Source organism: Stutzerimonas kirkiae, from assembly GCF_004327335.1.
GTDB lineage: Bacteria > Pseudomonadota > Gammaproteobacteria > Pseudomonadales > Pseudomonadaceae > Stutzerimonas > Stutzerimonas kirkiae.
Genome location: NZ_QJUO01000012.1, coordinates 14,120 through 28,665, shown reverse-complemented (window position 1 = coordinate 28,665; position 14,546 = coordinate 14,120). Strand labels below are relative to the sequence as shown.

10 protein-coding genes are annotated in these 14,546 nt (G+C 65.4%); 2 read left to right on the top strand and 8 right to left on the bottom strand.

Annotated elements, in window-relative coordinates; translation table 11 throughout:
- Nucleotides 1–4 precede the first annotated feature (4 nt).
- The 8 genes from DNJ95_RS08585 to glnE all read right to left on the bottom strand — a co-directional run bounded on the left by DNJ95_RS08585 (nt 5) and on the right by glnE (nt 9,990).
- Nucleotides 5–763, bottom strand: a complete 759-nt coding sequence (locus DNJ95_RS08585; RefSeq protein WP_131184308.1) for a lipopolysaccharide kinase InaA family protein — start codon at nt 761–763, stop codon at nt 5–7.
- Entirely contained in the window at nt 760–1,494 is a 735-nt protein-coding gene (locus DNJ95_RS08580; protein ID WP_131184307.1) for a lipopolysaccharide kinase InaA family protein, read from the bottom strand. The genes DNJ95_RS08585 and DNJ95_RS08580 overlap by 4 nt, the downstream gene beginning before the upstream one ends.
- A complete protein-coding gene (gene rfaP, locus DNJ95_RS08575) occupies nt 1,491–2,306 on the bottom strand; it encodes a lipopolysaccharide core heptose(I) kinase RfaP (RefSeq protein ID WP_131184306.1) in 816 nt (271 codons plus the stop codon). The genes DNJ95_RS08580 and rfaP overlap by 4 nt, the downstream gene beginning before the upstream one ends.
- Nucleotides 2,307–2,616: 310 nt before the next feature.
- Nucleotides 2,617–3,738 carry a glycosyltransferase family 4 protein gene (locus tag DNJ95_RS08570; RefSeq protein ID WP_131184305.1) on the bottom strand — a complete coding sequence of 374 codons (1,122 nt, stop codon included), beginning with the start codon at nt 3,736–3,738 and terminating at the stop codon, nt 2,617–2,619.
- Nucleotides 3,739–3,955: 217 nt separating this feature from the next.
- Nucleotides 3,956–4,957, bottom strand: coding sequence for a lipopolysaccharide heptosyltransferase I (gene waaC, locus DNJ95_RS08565; RefSeq protein WP_131184304.1), 1,002 nt, complete (start codon nt 4,955–4,957; stop codon nt 3,956–3,958).
- A gap of 2 nt (nt 4,958–4,959) precedes the next feature.
- On the bottom strand, nt 4,960–5,991 hold the full coding sequence (gene waaF / locus DNJ95_RS08560; RefSeq protein WP_131184303.1) for a lipopolysaccharide heptosyltransferase II: 1,032 nt from the start codon (nt 5,989–5,991) through the stop codon (nt 4,960–4,962).
- 76 nt (nt 5,992–6,067) lie between these two features.
- Nucleotides 6,068–6,991 (bottom strand): branched-chain amino acid transaminase, encoded by a 924-nt coding sequence (locus DNJ95_RS08555; RefSeq protein WP_131184302.1) that lies wholly within the window; start codon nt 6,989–6,991, stop codon nt 6,068–6,070.
- Nucleotides 6,992–7,068: 77 nt separating this feature from the next.
- The gene (gene glnE / locus DNJ95_RS08550; RefSeq protein WP_131184301.1) at nt 7,069–9,990 is read right to left on the bottom strand and encodes a bifunctional [glutamate--ammonia ligase]-adenylyl-L-tyrosine phosphorylase/[glutamate--ammonia-ligase] adenylyltransferase; all 2,922 of its coding nucleotides are present in this window, start codon (nt 9,988–9,990) and stop codon (nt 7,069–7,071) included.
- Between the two features lie 248 nt (nt 9,991–10,238).
- Here glnE and aceE point away from each other — a divergent pair, with 248 nt between their 5' ends.
- Both aceE and aceF read left to right on the top strand, forming a co-directional pair.
- Nucleotides 10,239–12,896: a pyruvate dehydrogenase (acetyl-transferring), homodimeric type gene (gene aceE / locus DNJ95_RS08545; RefSeq protein ID WP_131184300.1), complete on the top strand. Its 2,658-nt coding sequence runs from the start codon at nt 10,239–10,241 to the stop codon at nt 12,894–12,896.
- An 11-nt stretch (nt 12,897–12,907) separates the two neighbouring features.
- Complete coding sequence (aceF, locus tag DNJ95_RS08540) at nt 12,908–14,536, top strand: dihydrolipoyllysine-residue acetyltransferase (protein WP_131184299.1); 1,629 nt, start codon at nt 12,908–12,910, stop codon at nt 14,534–14,536.
- The last annotated feature ends 10 nt before the right edge of the window (nt 14,537–14,546 follow it).

Here is a 14,546-nt window from a genome sequence, read left to right as displayed (position 1 = left end):
CCTCTCATCCACGCGACTCCTTGTCGGCCCGGCGCCTGGCCAGACGCTGCAGCCAATCGTCGATACGGGCATCACTCCCGTCGACATCCAGGTAGCTGGCCAGCAAATGCCGGATACAGCGCTCGTCCCAGGCCGCGGCGCGCCGGACCAGGGTTTCGATATCCGCGACACGGTCCATCCGGATCGGCAGCAGAGGGCGGGTCTTCTCCAGGTCGATCAGGCAGGCCTGCATGCTCCCCGCCTGCCTGCGCAGAAAGACATGCTTGGGGTACAGGCAGGAATGCTTCTGTCCCTGGCTGTGCAAAGTACGGATCAGCCGGCCACAGGTCCCGAGCACGTCCTGGCGCTCGGCTTCGGCCAGTTCCGGCCACTCAAGCAGATAGTGGTGCAGGTCCAGCCAGCCATCCAGCGCGGGTGTCAGCAACAGTGCCTGTCGCTCTCCCGGCAGGTTGCGCTCACCGAAGAAAGCCGCATGCAGCGCGGGTATGCCTCGCTGCCGATACAGGCGGATATTCCTGAACTCGCGGGCCAGGGTCGTCTCGCCCTTCAGCGGGTGGCGCAAGGTGCGCGTAAGGTAATTGCTCTGTCGCTTCAGGAAGTAACTGCGCTCGCCAATGCACAGGCGGTACACCGTACTGATGCCCTTGCCGCGCACATTGGGCTCATCGACAGGAACCAGTGGCAGGTTCCACAGTGCCTCAAAAGTGTCCAATCCCTGCTCATGCAGCAGCGAGGCCTCTTCCGGCGCCACGAAATCGCTCATTCTCTCCCCTCGAAATAAGCCAGGACCTTACGAATCAAGGCCTTGTCATCATTGGCCAGTCTCTGCCGGCCACGATAATCCAGATAGAAGCGCAAGCGCTGGCTACGGGACAGCCGGTACTTGGCGACCTTGTCCAGGCAGGCCAGGTCCTTGACGATACGCCGGCTCAGGAAGGGCCCGAACCAGAAGCCACCGGACGGGCAGTCGATCAGGAACAGCTCCCCGGCATCGTTGACCAGCAGGTTTCGCCATTTCAGATCGTTGTGGACGAACTTGTGCTCATGCAGGATCCGCGTAGCCCGCGCCAGTTGCCGGCTGATCGCGCGTACCCAGGCGGGGTCGGACAGGCAACCATCCGGCTGCCGGGCGATCGCGGCCATATCGGTGGTGTCCGGCACCTCCAGGGTGATCATCGCCCCGCGCTGGAACACCCCGAAGCGGCGCTCCATGCCCCAGGCCACCACGGGCGCCACGGCAATCCCCCAGTTGGCGAAACGACGCAGGTTCTGCCACTCGGCCTTCACCCGCGGGCGCCCCAGATAGCGCCGCAGCCCCTTGCCGCCGCCCCAGTAGCGCTTGACGTAAAAACGCTGGTCGCCACAGACGACACGGATCACCTCGGACAGCGGATCATTGGTGATGAACTCGCCCTCCAGGGCGAATACCGCCTCCAGGCTGGAAAATACCCTGGCGGCCTGGGGGTTGTCGGTGGTTACGCGCCAGTTCGTCATGGCCGCGCCCCAGGTGCGTACTTGCGTGCATAACGGGCCTGCAGGCGCTGCGCCTTGCCGTCCATCCAGGCCAGCAGGCGGGCTTCGTCGCGCAGGACCTGGCGTAGCGGCCGCTGGAAGTACGTACGCAGGAAACGCAAGCCGTCGCGGCGCGTCAGGCCGATGCCCAGGGCCGAGAAATACAGGCCAGCCAGGTCCTTGTCACGCCAGCGGCGCGGCACCCTGCTGCGTACCTGGGCGCGGTGCAGGTCGATCACCGACAAACGCAGGTCATCGGCGCTGGCTGGCGTGTCCGTATGCAACAGGAAATGGCAGATATAACAGTCGCGGTGATTGACCCCGGCACGGTGCATGGTGCCGAGCATCTGCGCCACCCTTTCGATCAATGCCCGCTTCAGGCGCGGCTCGGGCGGTTGCTGCAGCCAGTCGAGGGTCAATTGCTCCAGGTCGATGGTCGGTTCCAGCTCCTCGGTGATGATGAAGGAATGCCGTGCCGCCGGATTGCCGCCACGCTCGCCATAAGCCACTGCCGTCATGGTCGGCACGCCGACTTCATGCAGGCGCTGAATCGCCCGCCACTCCTGGCCGGCACCCAGTACCGGCAACCGCGCGCTGAGCAGGTTCTTGACGATCTCGCCCCAGCCGATGCCACGGTGGATCTTGACGAAATAGCCGCGCCCACCGACCTCGGTGCGCAATGTGCGCCGGCCCTCCAGCTCGCGATAGACCTGCCCCTGCAGCGCCTCCACCGCCTCGAAGGCATCGCGCCCGGCCCACAGGCTCTTGAACGGTTCGGCCAGTATCAGACGCATGCAAACCTCCCGGGCCGTCGCGCCCTATCCTCACGGCCGGAGGATGGCGGGCACAGCAAAAAAATGCAGGATAGCCGACACAGCCCTCCAGCAGCGCCGTCTGCCTTGCCCCCTCTCCCCGGCCCTATCCCGCGAGGAGAGAAGGGGAACGGCTCAAGCCGGAGAAATGTGTGCGTACGGTAGCCCGCCAGGGGAGAAGGGCTACTGCGCCAGACTGCATCTTCCCGGACGGCACGACTCCCCTCTCCCCTCGCGGGAGAGGGGTCGGGGGAGAGGGGGGAATAACGGCACAGAACAGCCATCTGCCACCTCATGAGCGCGCCGCCAGGATCACATCGGCCGCCCGCTGCGGCATGGAATAAAGGTCGGCCCGCCCGGCGAAGGCCAGGCCATTGGCACTCCAGCGCGCCCGCGCCGTCTCGTCGGCGAGCATTCCGGCCAGCAACGCATCGAGCCCCGCCTGCGCGAACGGCCCGTGCAGCACCCGCCCGGCATCGGCATCCTCGATATAGTGGGCGTAGCCACAGACCTCGGTAACCAGCACCGGCAGCCCGGATACCAGCGCCTCCAGCAACACTGTGCCGGTGTTTTCATTGTAGGCCGGATGGATCAGCAGGTCGGCACCGAGCAGGAAACGTGGAATATCGCTGCGGCCCTTGAGAATGCTCACCCGATCGGACAGGCCAAGGGCCTTGGTCTGCAACAGAAAGGCGCGGGGATCATCCTGACCGATGGCGATCAGCCGGGTACGTTTCTTCAGCTCAGGGGGCAATGCAGCCAGGGCTTTCAGGCTGCGGTCCAGACCCTTGGTCTTGAAACCGGAGCCGATCTGCACCAGCAGCAGATCGTCATCGCCCAGCTCGAACTCTCGACGGAACTCACGGCGAATCTCGGCGGCGTTGGCCGGTGCACGACGGTCCGGTGCAATCCCTGGCGGCAGCAGGTGGAAGCGTTCCAATGGCGTACCGTAATGCTTGACGAACAACGGCTGTTGCACCTCGGAGATCATCAGGATCTCCGTCCGGGAATCAGCCGCGAAAACGGCCCGCTCGTAATCGGCAAAATGCTTGTAACGTCCCCAGCGCTTGTAAATCGGGTTACGCAGGGTCTGCGCCTTTTCCTCGAAGCAGCCATCCGCGGCGTAATAGACATCCAGGCCTGGCATCTTGTTGAAGCCGATCACCCGGTCCACCGGGTCCCGCGCCAGGTCGGCCTGCAGCCAGGCGCTGAACTTCTCGTTGCGCCAGTGGTTGAACAGTGCCTTGATCGGCGCTACCCGCACATCGAAGCCGGCAGGCACTTCGCCTTCCCAGATCGGCGTATAGACCCGGATGCCATGCCCACGCGCCTGGCATTCCAGGGCGATACGCAGGAAATCGCGTTGCAGCCCGCCGAAGGGGAAGTATTTGTAGAGGACGAAAGCCAGGGTCATGGGGCTGCCTTTCTCGAAATGGCTCGGGGGCGACACAGTACGGCGCCCTTCTCCCCTTGCGGGAGAAGGGTTGGGGAAGAGGGGTGGCGCCCGCCGGGGCGCTGCGGCGCAGGTAACGTACCGGACTGCCTGGCGGCAGCCCCCTCTCCCCGGCCCTCTCCCGCGAGGGGAGAGGGGGAAGTCCGGTGCTCACAATGGACCGACAGTACATCCCTCTTCATCGCCCCACCTCATCGGCCAGCAATGCCTGCAACGCCGTTGCGACCCGCTCCGCCCCAAGCCCGTCGAAGCAGGGCTTGTGGCGGTCGCCACTGCCCGCGCTCGGCCCGCTGGCGCACAGGTGCACCTGCGAGCGCCCATAGGCACCGACCCGCCCCGGCAGGGTCGGGCCGTAGAGGGAAACGCACGGGACATCCAGCGCCGCCGCCAGGTGCCCGAGGCCGGTATCCACCGCGACACAGGCGCGCGCCCCGGCGATCGCGCCGGCCACCCCGGCCAGGTTCAGCTTCGGCAGTACTTCGACCCGCGCCAGGCCGGCAGCGATGCGCTCGGCGCGGGCTTTCTCCATCTCGTTGCCCCAGGGCAGACGGACCGCCCAGCCCTGCTGCGCCATGCGCTCGGCCAGGGCGCGCCAGTCGGCTTCCGGCCAGTGCTTGCTGGCCCAGGTCGTACCGTGCAGGAACAACAGATAAGGCTCGCCAGCGGGGATCTCCAGGCGCCCACGGTCCAGCCCGTAGTCGGCCTGGGTCGCCGGCAACGCATAACCGAGGGCCTGGGCGAACAACTGGCGCACGCGCTCCAGTGCATGCTGCTCGCGGGATACCTGGTAGCGACGGTCATAGAAGCGCGCCGCCAGCGGCTCGCGTGCCGAAGCGGCGTCCAGCCCGGCCACCGGGGCCTGCACGTAGCGGGTCAGCCAGGCACTCTTGAGCAGGCCCTGGGCATCGATCACCAGGTCGTAGCGCTGCTCTCGCAGGCGCGCCTTGAAGGCGCGCCATTCACCGTTGCGCCAGGCCCTGAAGGGGTGCTTGCGCCAACGGCGGATCGCCACCGGGATCACCTGCCCGACTGCCGGATGCCAGGCGGGAATCTCGGCGAAGCCTTCTTCCACCACCCAGTCGAAACGGATACCGGGGATGGCGCGCTGGGCGTCGGTCAGCGCCGGCAAGGTATGGATGACATCCCCCAGGGAGGAGGTCTTGACCAGCAGTACACGCATGCTCAGCCCTCGACCGTTTGCGGCCCGAGGCGCTCCAGCGCCTGTGCCACCGCCTGCGGCTTCAGCTCGCGCATGCAGTTGTTATGGCCGAAACGGCAGGTGCGGTCGAAGCAGGGGCTGCATTCCAGCCCCAGGCGCACCACTTCCACCTGTTCCGCCAGGGGCGGTGTGAACGCCGGTGAAGTCGAACCGTAGACCGCCACCAGCGGTCGCTGTAGCGCGGCGGCGACGTGCATCAGCCCGGAATCGTTGGACACCACCGAAGCCGCGCAAGACAGCAGGTCGATGGCTTCGGCCAGGGAGGTTTCGCCGGCCAGGTTGAGCGCTTCCTCGCGCAACCCGGGAATCAGCCGCTCACGAATCGCTTCGCCGACCGGATGGTCGTTCTTCGAGCCGAACAGCCAGACCTGCCAGCCTTCACGGATTTTCCCCTCGGCCACCGCGGCGAAGTGTTCGGCGGGCCAACGCTTGGACTCACCGAATTCGGCCCCTGGGCACAGCGCCAGCACCGGACGATCCAGGCTCAGGCCGAAACGCGCCAGCGCCGCCTCGCGGCTGGCCGGCCCGATGCGCAATCGCGGGCTCGGGTAAGGCTTCGGCAACTCGGCGCCGGCCTCGAAGGCCAGCGCCATGAAACGCTCGATCATCAGCGGGTAGCGCTGCTTGTCCAGCTTGCGCAGGTCGTTGAGCAGGCCGTAGCGCATTTCGCCCTTCCAGCCGGTGCGCAACGGAATACGCGCGAAGAACGGCACCAGCGCCGACTTCAGCGAATTGGGCAGCAGGATCGCCTGGTCGTACTGGCCACGCAGCCCCCGGCCAACCTTGCGCCGGGTGGCGATATCGAGCACGCCATGGCCGAGCGGAAAGCTCAACGCCTGCCGCACCTCGGGCATGCGCTCGAGGATCGGCCGGCTCCACTCGGGCGCCAGCACGTCGATCGCACAGTCGGGGTGGCGCTGTTTCAGGCAGACGAACAGCGTCTGCGCCATCACCATGTCGCCTACCCAACTGGGACCTACGATAAGAACATTCATAAAAAGCCGATCAAAGGCGCTGGAGGCTGGAGGCCGAACGAAGAAGGCTCCTCGTCCAGCCTTCAGCCTCTAGCCTTCAGCGAACGAGCGTGCGCCATTCGCCATGGGCATCGGTCTTGCCGGTGACCAGGTCGAAATAGGCTTTCTGCAGTTTCTCGGTGACCGGGCCGCGGTGGCCGATGCCGATCTGACGGCCATCGACTTCACGGATCGGCGTGACCTCGGCGGCGGTGCCGGTGAAGAAGGCTTCGTCGGCGATGTACACCTCGTCGCGGGTGATGCGCTTCTCGACCACCTCGATGCCCAGCTCTTTCGCCAGGGCCAGCACGGTGGCACGGGTGATGCCGTTCAGGCAGGAGGTCACTTCCGGGGTGTAGACCACGCCATTCTTGACCAGGAAGATGTTCTCGCCAGAACCCTCGGCGACGTAGCCTTCCGGGTCCAGCAGCATGGCTTCGTCGGCACCGCCGGACACCGCTTCCTGCAACGCCAGCATCGAGTTGATGTAGTTGCCGTTGGCCTTGGCGCGGGTCATGGCGATATTGACGTGGTGGCGGGTGAAGGAGCTGGTGCGCACCTTGATACCATTCTGCAGCGCTTCGTCGCCCATGTAGGCGCCCCAGTGCCAGGCGGCGACGATCACGTGCACCTTCAGGCTGTCGGCGCGGATACCCATGCCTTCGGAGCCGTAGAACGCCATCGGGCGGATATAGGCGCTGTCCAGGCCGTTCTCGCGCACCGCGGCGCGGGTCGCCTCGTTGATCTCTTCCTTGCTGTAGGGGATCTTCATACCCATGATATGGGCGGAGTCGAACAGGCGGTCGGTATGCGCCTGCAGACGGAACACGGCGGTACCGGCCGGCGTCTGGTAGGCGCGCACGCCTTCGAACACGCCCATGCCATAGTGCAGGGTGTGGGTCAGCACATGGGTAGTCGCATCGCGCCACTGCACCAGTTCGCCGTCATACCAGATCACGCCATCACGATCGGCCATCGACATTGTTGCCAGCTCCTCAGGAATTCGTCAGGAATTCGATAGTTGTCAGGTTGGGTCCAGACGCGGGCCGCGACCGCTCATCAGTCGAGCCCCAGGTGACGCCACAGGCGCATCACCGCCTGGCGTTCGTCATGGAATTGTTCCCCACTCACCACGCCGGGCAGTTTCTGCAGTGATTGCCGGTGCGCCGCCGCACGGTAGGCCTTGTAGGCATCCTGCAGCAGACGCACCTCATCGCCAGTCATCAGCCCGGCCTGCTCCAACCCATCGAGAATGCGGATGTTATCGGTGTAGCGCAGCAGCTCGGGATGCTGGTGCGACCACGCCAAGGCCGCGTATTGCACCATAAATTCGATATCCACGATACCTCCGGCATCCTGCTTGAGGTTGAATGGCACGGATGGATCGAAGGCATTCTCGCCCGTGCCGGCATGGCTGCTGCGGGTGCCGAGGTTGTCGCGCATCTTCGCGCGCATCTCGCTGACCTCCTGGCGCAGCACCGCCAGGTCGCGCTCGCGCCCGAGCACCTGGCCGCGAACGCGCTCGAAGGCCGCCGCCACCCGCGGGCAACCGACCAGCACCCGCGCCCGCACCAGCGCCTGGTGCTCCCAGGTCCAGGCCTCGGTACCCTGGTAGCGCTCGAAGGCCGCCAGCGAGCAGACCAGCAGCCCCGAGGCACCGGACGGGCGCAGGCGCATGTCCACTTCGTAGAGCTGCCCGGAAGTGGTCTGGGTGGTCAGCATATGGATGATGCGCTGCCCCAGCCGGGTAAAGAACTGCGCGCCGTCGATGGGCTTGAGCCCGTCGGTCTCGGCATTCGGGTCGCCATCGTGGAGGAATACCAGGTCGAGGTCGGAGCCGTGCCCCAGTTCGATGCCACCGACCTTGCCATAACCGACGATGATGAAGGCCGGATCGCACAACGAGCCATCGACCCGCTTCGGCCGCCCGTGACGCGCCACGGTGTGATGCCAGGCCAACGCCAGCACCTGCTCGAGGATCGCCTCGGCCAGCCAGGTCAGGTAGTCGCTGACTTTCATCAGCGGCAGGCTGCCGACGATCTCGGAAGCGGCGCCGCGCAGCCGGTGCGCCAGTTTGAAGTGACGCAGCGCCTCCATCTGTTGCTCCAGGTCGTCCTCGGGAATGCGCGCCAGCCGCTCGCGCAGTTCGGCGGCCAGTTCCGGCGCCTGCGGCGGCGTATACAGACGGCCGGCATTCAACAACTCGTCGAGCAGCAGTGGGTAGCGGGCGATCTGCTCGGCGATCCACGGGCTGGCGGCGCACAGTTCCAGCAGGCGCTGCAGGGCACGGGGATTTTCCGTCAGCAGCAGCAGGTAGGCGGAACGCCGCGCCACCGCCTCTACCAGCGGCAGCACGCGCTCCAGCACCAGGTCGGGGTCTTGCTGCTCGACCACCTGCGCCAGCAGGCGTGGGATAAAGGCATCCAGCCGCTCGCGGCCGATACGCTGCATGCTGCGCACCTGGCTGGCCTTGCGCAGGTCGGCCAGCCGCCGCCAGGCCGCCAGGCCGTCGGCGAAGCCGGCCTGCTGCAACTGCCGGCTGGCGGACTCCTCGTCCCCGGACTCCTCCCACAGCGGCGACCACTCCCCCGCGCCGAGCAGTTCGTCGTCGCCATTCTCGTCCTCGTCCGGGTCGGCGATCACCTGGCGGAAGTGCCAGTCGACCCGCCCACGCCAGTACAGCAGGCGCTCATGGAAGGCCGTCCAGTCCTCGAAGCCGAGCATGAAGGCCAGGCGCACGCAGTCGGCTTCGTTGTCCGGCAGCATCTGCGTCTGGCGATCGGCGATGGCCTGCAGGCCATGCTCGACGTAACGCAGGAACTCATAGCCGTCACGCAACTCGGCAACCGCCGGGGCCGGCATGTAGCCCTGCCCCTCCAGTGTCGCCAGCACCTTGAGCAACGGCCGCTGCTGCAGGCTGAGGTCGCGCCCGCCATGGATCAACTGGAAGGCCTGGGCGATGAACTCCACCTCGCGGATGCCACCGGCGCCCAGCTTGATATTGGCCGCCATGCCCTTGCGCCGCACCTCCTGCTGGATCAGTTGCTTCATGCTGCGCAGCGCTTCGATGGCGGAAAAGTCCAGGTAGCGCCGGTAGACGAAAGGTCGCAGCAGTTCCAGCAGCTCCTTGCCGGCCAGTTGGTCGCCGCCGACCACCCGCGCCTTGATCATCGCGTAGCGTTCCCAGTCGCGCCCCTGGTCCTGGTAATAAAGCTCCAGCGCATTGAAGCTGTACACCAGCGGGCCGGATGAACCATAAGGGCGCAGCCGCATATCGACGCGGAACACGAAACCGTCGACGGTGATCGCATCCAGCGCCTTGATCAGCTTCTGCCCCAGGCGCACGAAGAACTCCTGGTTGTCCAGCGAGCGCTTGGCGCCCTCGGTCTCGCCACTCTCCGGGTAGCCGAAGATCAGGTCGATGTCCGAGGACAAGTTGAGTTCATGGGCGCCCAGCTTGCCCATGCCGAGGATCACCAGGTGCTGCGGCCTGCCGGAGCGGTAGCCGATCGGCGTGCCATACTGCTGGCACTGGCGCTGATACAACCATTGGTAGGCCAGGTCGATACAGGCATCGGCCATATCGGACAGGTCGCGGCACGTCTCCGCGAGGTCCGCCTGGCGGGTCAGGTCGCGCCAGATGATGCGCACCTGCTGGCGGTTGCGGTAACGTCGCAGCAGCACCGCAAGGTCGTTCTCGTCCGTACAGTCCGCCAGGCGCTCGGCCAGTTGCGCCCGCAGTTCGCCCGCCGCCAGGGTGCGCTCCAGCAAACCCTCGTCCGCCAGCCGCGACAGCAACTGTGCGTCCCGTCCGACCTGTTCGGCGACGAAATCGCTGGCCGCACAGACGCGCGCAAAGGCATCGCGGCGCGCATCGGGCCAGTTCGTCCAGTCGCCGCCCGCGGCAAGGAACGCATCCGCCGCACGCTGGACAAAAGGTTCGAGTGAAACAGGCAAACTGACCAGCGCTGGCAGACTCATAGGTATCCTTGTCGCGATAATCCGGGCAGTGACCCCCTTGACCAAGGGCCGCGCACGGGAGTCGGCGCGGGGGCTTCACTACTAAAGTTAGTGGCGGGGGGCTGATCATTTCCGGCTTTTGTAGTAAAACTACACAGCCCGGTTCTTACCCCCGGCCCATAATCCAAGAACATATACCGCATCGGCTCACAAAGCCGATCGTGCAGCAGGCGACCGATTCTGGAAGCCTTTCCGCCATGGAGCAAGCCATGCAAGATCTCGATCCAATCGAAACCCAGGAATGGCTGGACGCCCTCGAATCCGTACTGGAGAACGAAGGGCAGGACAGAGCCAACTATCTGATGACCCGCCTGGGTGAGTTGGCTACCCGCAGTGGCACACAACTGCCTTATGCGATCACCACGCCGTACCGCAACACCATCCCCGTCACCCATGAAGCGCGCATGCCCGGCGACCTGTTCATGGAGCGCCGCATCCGCTCCCTGGTCCGCTGGAACGCGCTGGCCATGGTAATGCGCACCAACATGGCGGACCCTGACCTGGGTGGGCATATTTCCACATTCGCCTCCAGCGCGACGCTCTACGACATCGGCTTCAACTATTTCTTCCAGGCCCCGACCGAAGAACACGGCGGCGACCTGATCTACTTCCAGGGCCATGCCTCCCCCGGCGTCTACGCCCGCGCCTTCCTCGAAGGGCGCATCAGCGAAGAACAACTGAACAACTTCCGCCGCGAAGTCGACGGCAACGGCCTGTCGTCCTACCCGCACCCCTGGCTGATGCCGGACTTCTGGCAATTCCCGACTGTCTCCATGGGCCTCGGCCCGATCCAGGCGATCTACCAGGCGCGCTTCATGAAGTACCTGGAAGACCGTGGCTTCATTCCCGCCGGCAAGCAGAAGGTCTGGTGCTTCCTCGGCGACGGCGAATGCGACGAGCCGGAATCCCTCGGCGCCATCTCCCTGGCCGGCCGCGAGAAGCTGGACAACCTGATCTTCGTCATCAACTGCAACCTGCAGCGCCTCGACGGCCCGGTGCGCGGCAACGGCAAGATCATCCAGGAACTGGAAGGCGTGTTCCGTGGCGCCAACTGGAACGTCAACAAGGTCATCTGGGGCCGCCTGTGGGACCCGCTGTTCGCCAAGGACGAAGCCGGCCTGCTGCAAGCGCGCATGGACGAAGTGGTCGACGGCGACTACCAGAACTACAAGGCGAAGGACGGCGCCTTCGTGCGCAAGCATTTCTTCGGCGCCCGCCCGGAACTGCTGAAGATGGTCGAAGACCTGTCCGACGCGGAAGTCTGGAAGCTCAACCGTGGCGGCCACGACCCCTACAAGGTCTATGCGGCCTACCACCAGGCGGTCCACCACAAGGGCCAGCCCACCGTCATCCTGGCCAAGACCATCAAGGGCTACGGCACCGGTGCCGGCGAAGCGGCCAACACCGCCCACAACACCAAGAAAGTCGATGTCGAGAGCCTGAAGAAATTCCGCGACAACTTCAGCATCCCGGTCCGCGACGAAGACCTGGAAAACCTGCCGTTCTACAAGCCCGAGCCGGACAGCCCGGAAGCCAAGTACCTGCTGAAGAAACGCGAGGCGCTGGGTGGCTTCGTGCCGCAACGCCGGCAGAAGAGCTTCAGCATCCCGACCCCGCCGCTGGAAACCCTCAAGGCCATCCTCGACGGCTCGGGCGAGCGTGAAATATCCACCACCATGGCCTTCGTGCGCATCCTCGCGCAACTGGTCAAGGACAAGGACCTCGGCTCGCGCATCGTACCGATCATCCCCGACGAGGCGCGCACCTTCGGCATGGAAGGCATGTTCCGCCAACTGGGCATCTACTCCTCGGTCGGCCAGCTCTACGAGCCGGTGGACAAGGACCAGGTGATGTTCTACCGCGAGGACAAGAAGGGCCAGATCCTCGAAGAGGGCATCAACGAAGCCGGCGCCATGTCGAGCTGGATCGCCGCGGGCACCGCCTACAGCAACCACAACCAGCCGATGCTGCCGTTCTACGTGTTCTACTCGATGTTCGGCTTCCAGCGCATCGGCGACCTGGCCTGGGCGGCTGGCGACATCCGTGCGCACGGCTTCCTGATCGGCGGTACCGCCGGTCGTACCACGCTGAACGGCGAAGGCCTGCAGCACGAGGACGGCCACAGCCACATCCTCGCCTCGACCATCCCCAACTGCCGCACCTACGACCCGACCTACGGCTACGAGCTGGCGGTGATCATCCGTGAAGGCATCCGCCAGATGACGGAAGAACAGCAGAGCGTCTTCTACTACATCACCGTGATGAACGAAGCCTACCAGCAACCGGCGCTGCCCCAGGGCGAAGGCGTCAAGGAAGGCATCATCAAGGGCATGTACCTGCTGGAAGAGGACACAGCCGACAAGGGCCGCCATGTACAACTGCTCGGTTCCGGCACCATCCTGCGCGAAGTGCGCGAGGCGGCGAAGATCCTGCGCGAGGAATACGGCATCGGCGCCGATGTCTGGAGCGTCACCAGCTTCAACGAGCTGCGCCGCGAAGGCCTGGATATCGAGCGCCACAACCGCCTGCACCCGACCGAAGCGCCGCGCCGTACCTATGTCGAGCAGAGCCTGGCCGGCCGCAAGGGTCCGGTGGTCGCCTCCAGCGACTACATGAAACTGTTCGCCGACCAGATCCGTCAGTGGATTCCCGACGGCAAGGCCTACAAGGTACTCGGTACCGACGGCTTCGGCCGCAGCGACAGCCGCAAGCAGTTGCGCCACCACTTCGAAGTGGATCGCAACTGGGTGGTCATCGCCGCCCTGGAAGCCCTGGTCGCCGAAGGCGAGCTGGAAGCCCAGGTGGTCGCCGATGCCATCGCCAAGTTCGGCATCGACACCGCCAAACCCAACCCGCTGGACTGCTGAGGAGCGAAGCCATGAGTGAATTGATTCGCGTACCCGACATCGGCAGCGGCGAAGGCGAGGTCATCGAACTGTTCGTCAAGGTCGGCGACCGTATCGAAGCCGAGCAGAGCCTGCTGACCCTGGAGTCGGACAAGGCCAGCATGGAAATCCCGGCGCCCAAGGCCGGGGTGGTCAAGAGCCTGAAGGTCAAGCTGGGCGATCGCCTGAAAGAGGGCGACGACTTGCTGGAGTTGGAAGCCGAAGACGCGCCAAGCACCAGCGAAGCCCCGGCGCAAGAGCCGGCGGCGCAAGCAGAAGCCAAGCCGGAGTCCGCGCAGACCGAGGCCAGCCAGGACGAAGCCTCGCAAGGCGCCGACCAGGGCGAAGCCAGTAGCCAGGAAATCCGCGTGCCGGATATCGGCTCGGCAGGCAAGGCCCGGGTCATCGAGGTGTTCGTCAAGGCCGGCGACCAGGTCGCGGCCGAGCAATCGCTGATCACCCTGGAATCGGACAAGGCCAGCATGGAAATCCCCTCGCCGGCCGCCGGCGAAGTGGAAAGCCTGAGCATCAAGCTGGATGACGAAGTCGGTACCGGCGACCTGATCCTGACCCTCAAGGTCAAGGGCGCGGCACCGGCCAAGCCCGCACCGAACAACGACGCCAAGCCCGCCGCAACCGCCCCGGCAGCGCCGCAGCCGGAGAAGGCCGAGGCAAGCGCCAAGCCGGTCGGCGCCCCCAGCCGCGACGGCACCAAGGTGCATGCCGGCCCGGCGGTGCGCCTGCTGGCACGCGAGTTCGGCGTGGAACTGTCCGCCGTCAGCGGCACCGGCCCGAAAGGCCGCGTGCTCAAGGAGGACGTGCAGAACTACGTCAAGAGCGTGCTGCAACAGGGCAAGGCAGGCACTGCGGCAACCACGGGCGGCGCGGGTATTCCGCCGATCCCGGCAATCGACTTCAGCAAGTTCGGCGAAGTGGAAGAGGTGGCGATGACCCGTCTGATGCAGGTCGGCGCCGCCAACCTGCATCGCAGCTGGCTCAACGTACCCCACGTGACCCAGTTCGAATCGGCCGACATCACCGAACTGGAAGCCTTCCGCGTCGCCCAGAAGGCGATCGCCGAGAAGGCCGGCGTCAAGCTGACCGTACTGCCACTGCTGCTCAAGGCCTGTGCCCATCTGCTCAGGGAACTGCCGGACTTCAACAGTTCGCTGGCACCCAGCGGGCAGGCGCTGATCCGCAAGAAATACGTGCACATCGGCTTCGCCGTGGACACCCCGGACGGCCTGCTGGTACCGGTCATCCGTGATGTCGACCAGAAGAGCCTGCTGCAACTGGCGGGCGAAGCGGCCGCACTGGCGGACAAAGCGCGTAACAAGAAACTCTCGCCGGATGCCATGCAGGGCGCCTGCTTCACCATCTCCAGCCTCGGGCATATTGGCGGCACCGGCTTCACGCCGATAGTCAACGCCCCGGAAGTGGCGATCCTCGGCGTGTCCAAGGCCACCCTGCAGCCGGTATGGGACGGTCAATCCTTCCAGCCGAGGTTGATGTTGCCCCTGTCCCTGTCCTACGATCACCGTGTGATCAACGGCGCGGCGGCGGCACGCTTCACACGGCGACTCTCCGAATTGCTGGCGGATATCCGCACACTGCTGCTCTAAGCCCGCATAC

Coding starts and splice junctions, on each gene's coding strand:
- DNJ95_RS08585 (WP_131184308.1), bottom strand. CDS start 763: ATGAGCGATTTCGTGGCGCCGGAAGAGGCCTCGCTGCTGCATGAGCAG.
- DNJ95_RS08580 (WP_131184307.1), bottom strand. CDS start 1,494: ATGACGAACTGGCGCGTAACCACCGACAACCCCCAGGCCGCCAGGGTA.
- rfaP (WP_131184306.1), bottom strand. CDS start 2,306: ATGCGTCTGATACTGGCCGAACCGTTCAAGAGCCTGTGGGCCGGGCGC.
- DNJ95_RS08570 (WP_131184305.1), bottom strand. CDS start 3,738: ATGACCCTGGCTTTCGTCCTCTACAAATACTTCCCCTTCGGCGGGCTG.
- waaC (WP_131184304.1), bottom strand. CDS start 4,957: ATGCGTGTACTGCTGGTCAAGACCTCCTCCCTGGGGGATGTCATCCAT.
- waaF (WP_131184303.1), bottom strand. CDS start 5,991: ATGAATGTTCTTATCGTAGGTCCCAGTTGGGTAGGCGACATGGTGATG.
- DNJ95_RS08555 (WP_131184302.1), bottom strand. CDS start 6,991: ATGTCGATGGCCGATCGTGATGGCGTGATCTGGTATGACGGCGAACTG.
- glnE (WP_131184301.1), bottom strand. CDS start 9,990: ATGAGTCTGCCAGCGCTGGTCAGTTTGCCTGTTTCACTCGAACCTTTT.
- aceE (WP_131184300.1), top strand. CDS start 10,239: ATGCAAGATCTCGATCCAATCGAAACCCAGGAATGGCTGGACGCCCTC.
- aceF (WP_131184299.1), top strand. CDS start 12,908: ATGAGTGAATTGATTCGCGTACCCGACATCGGCAGCGGCGAAGGCGAG.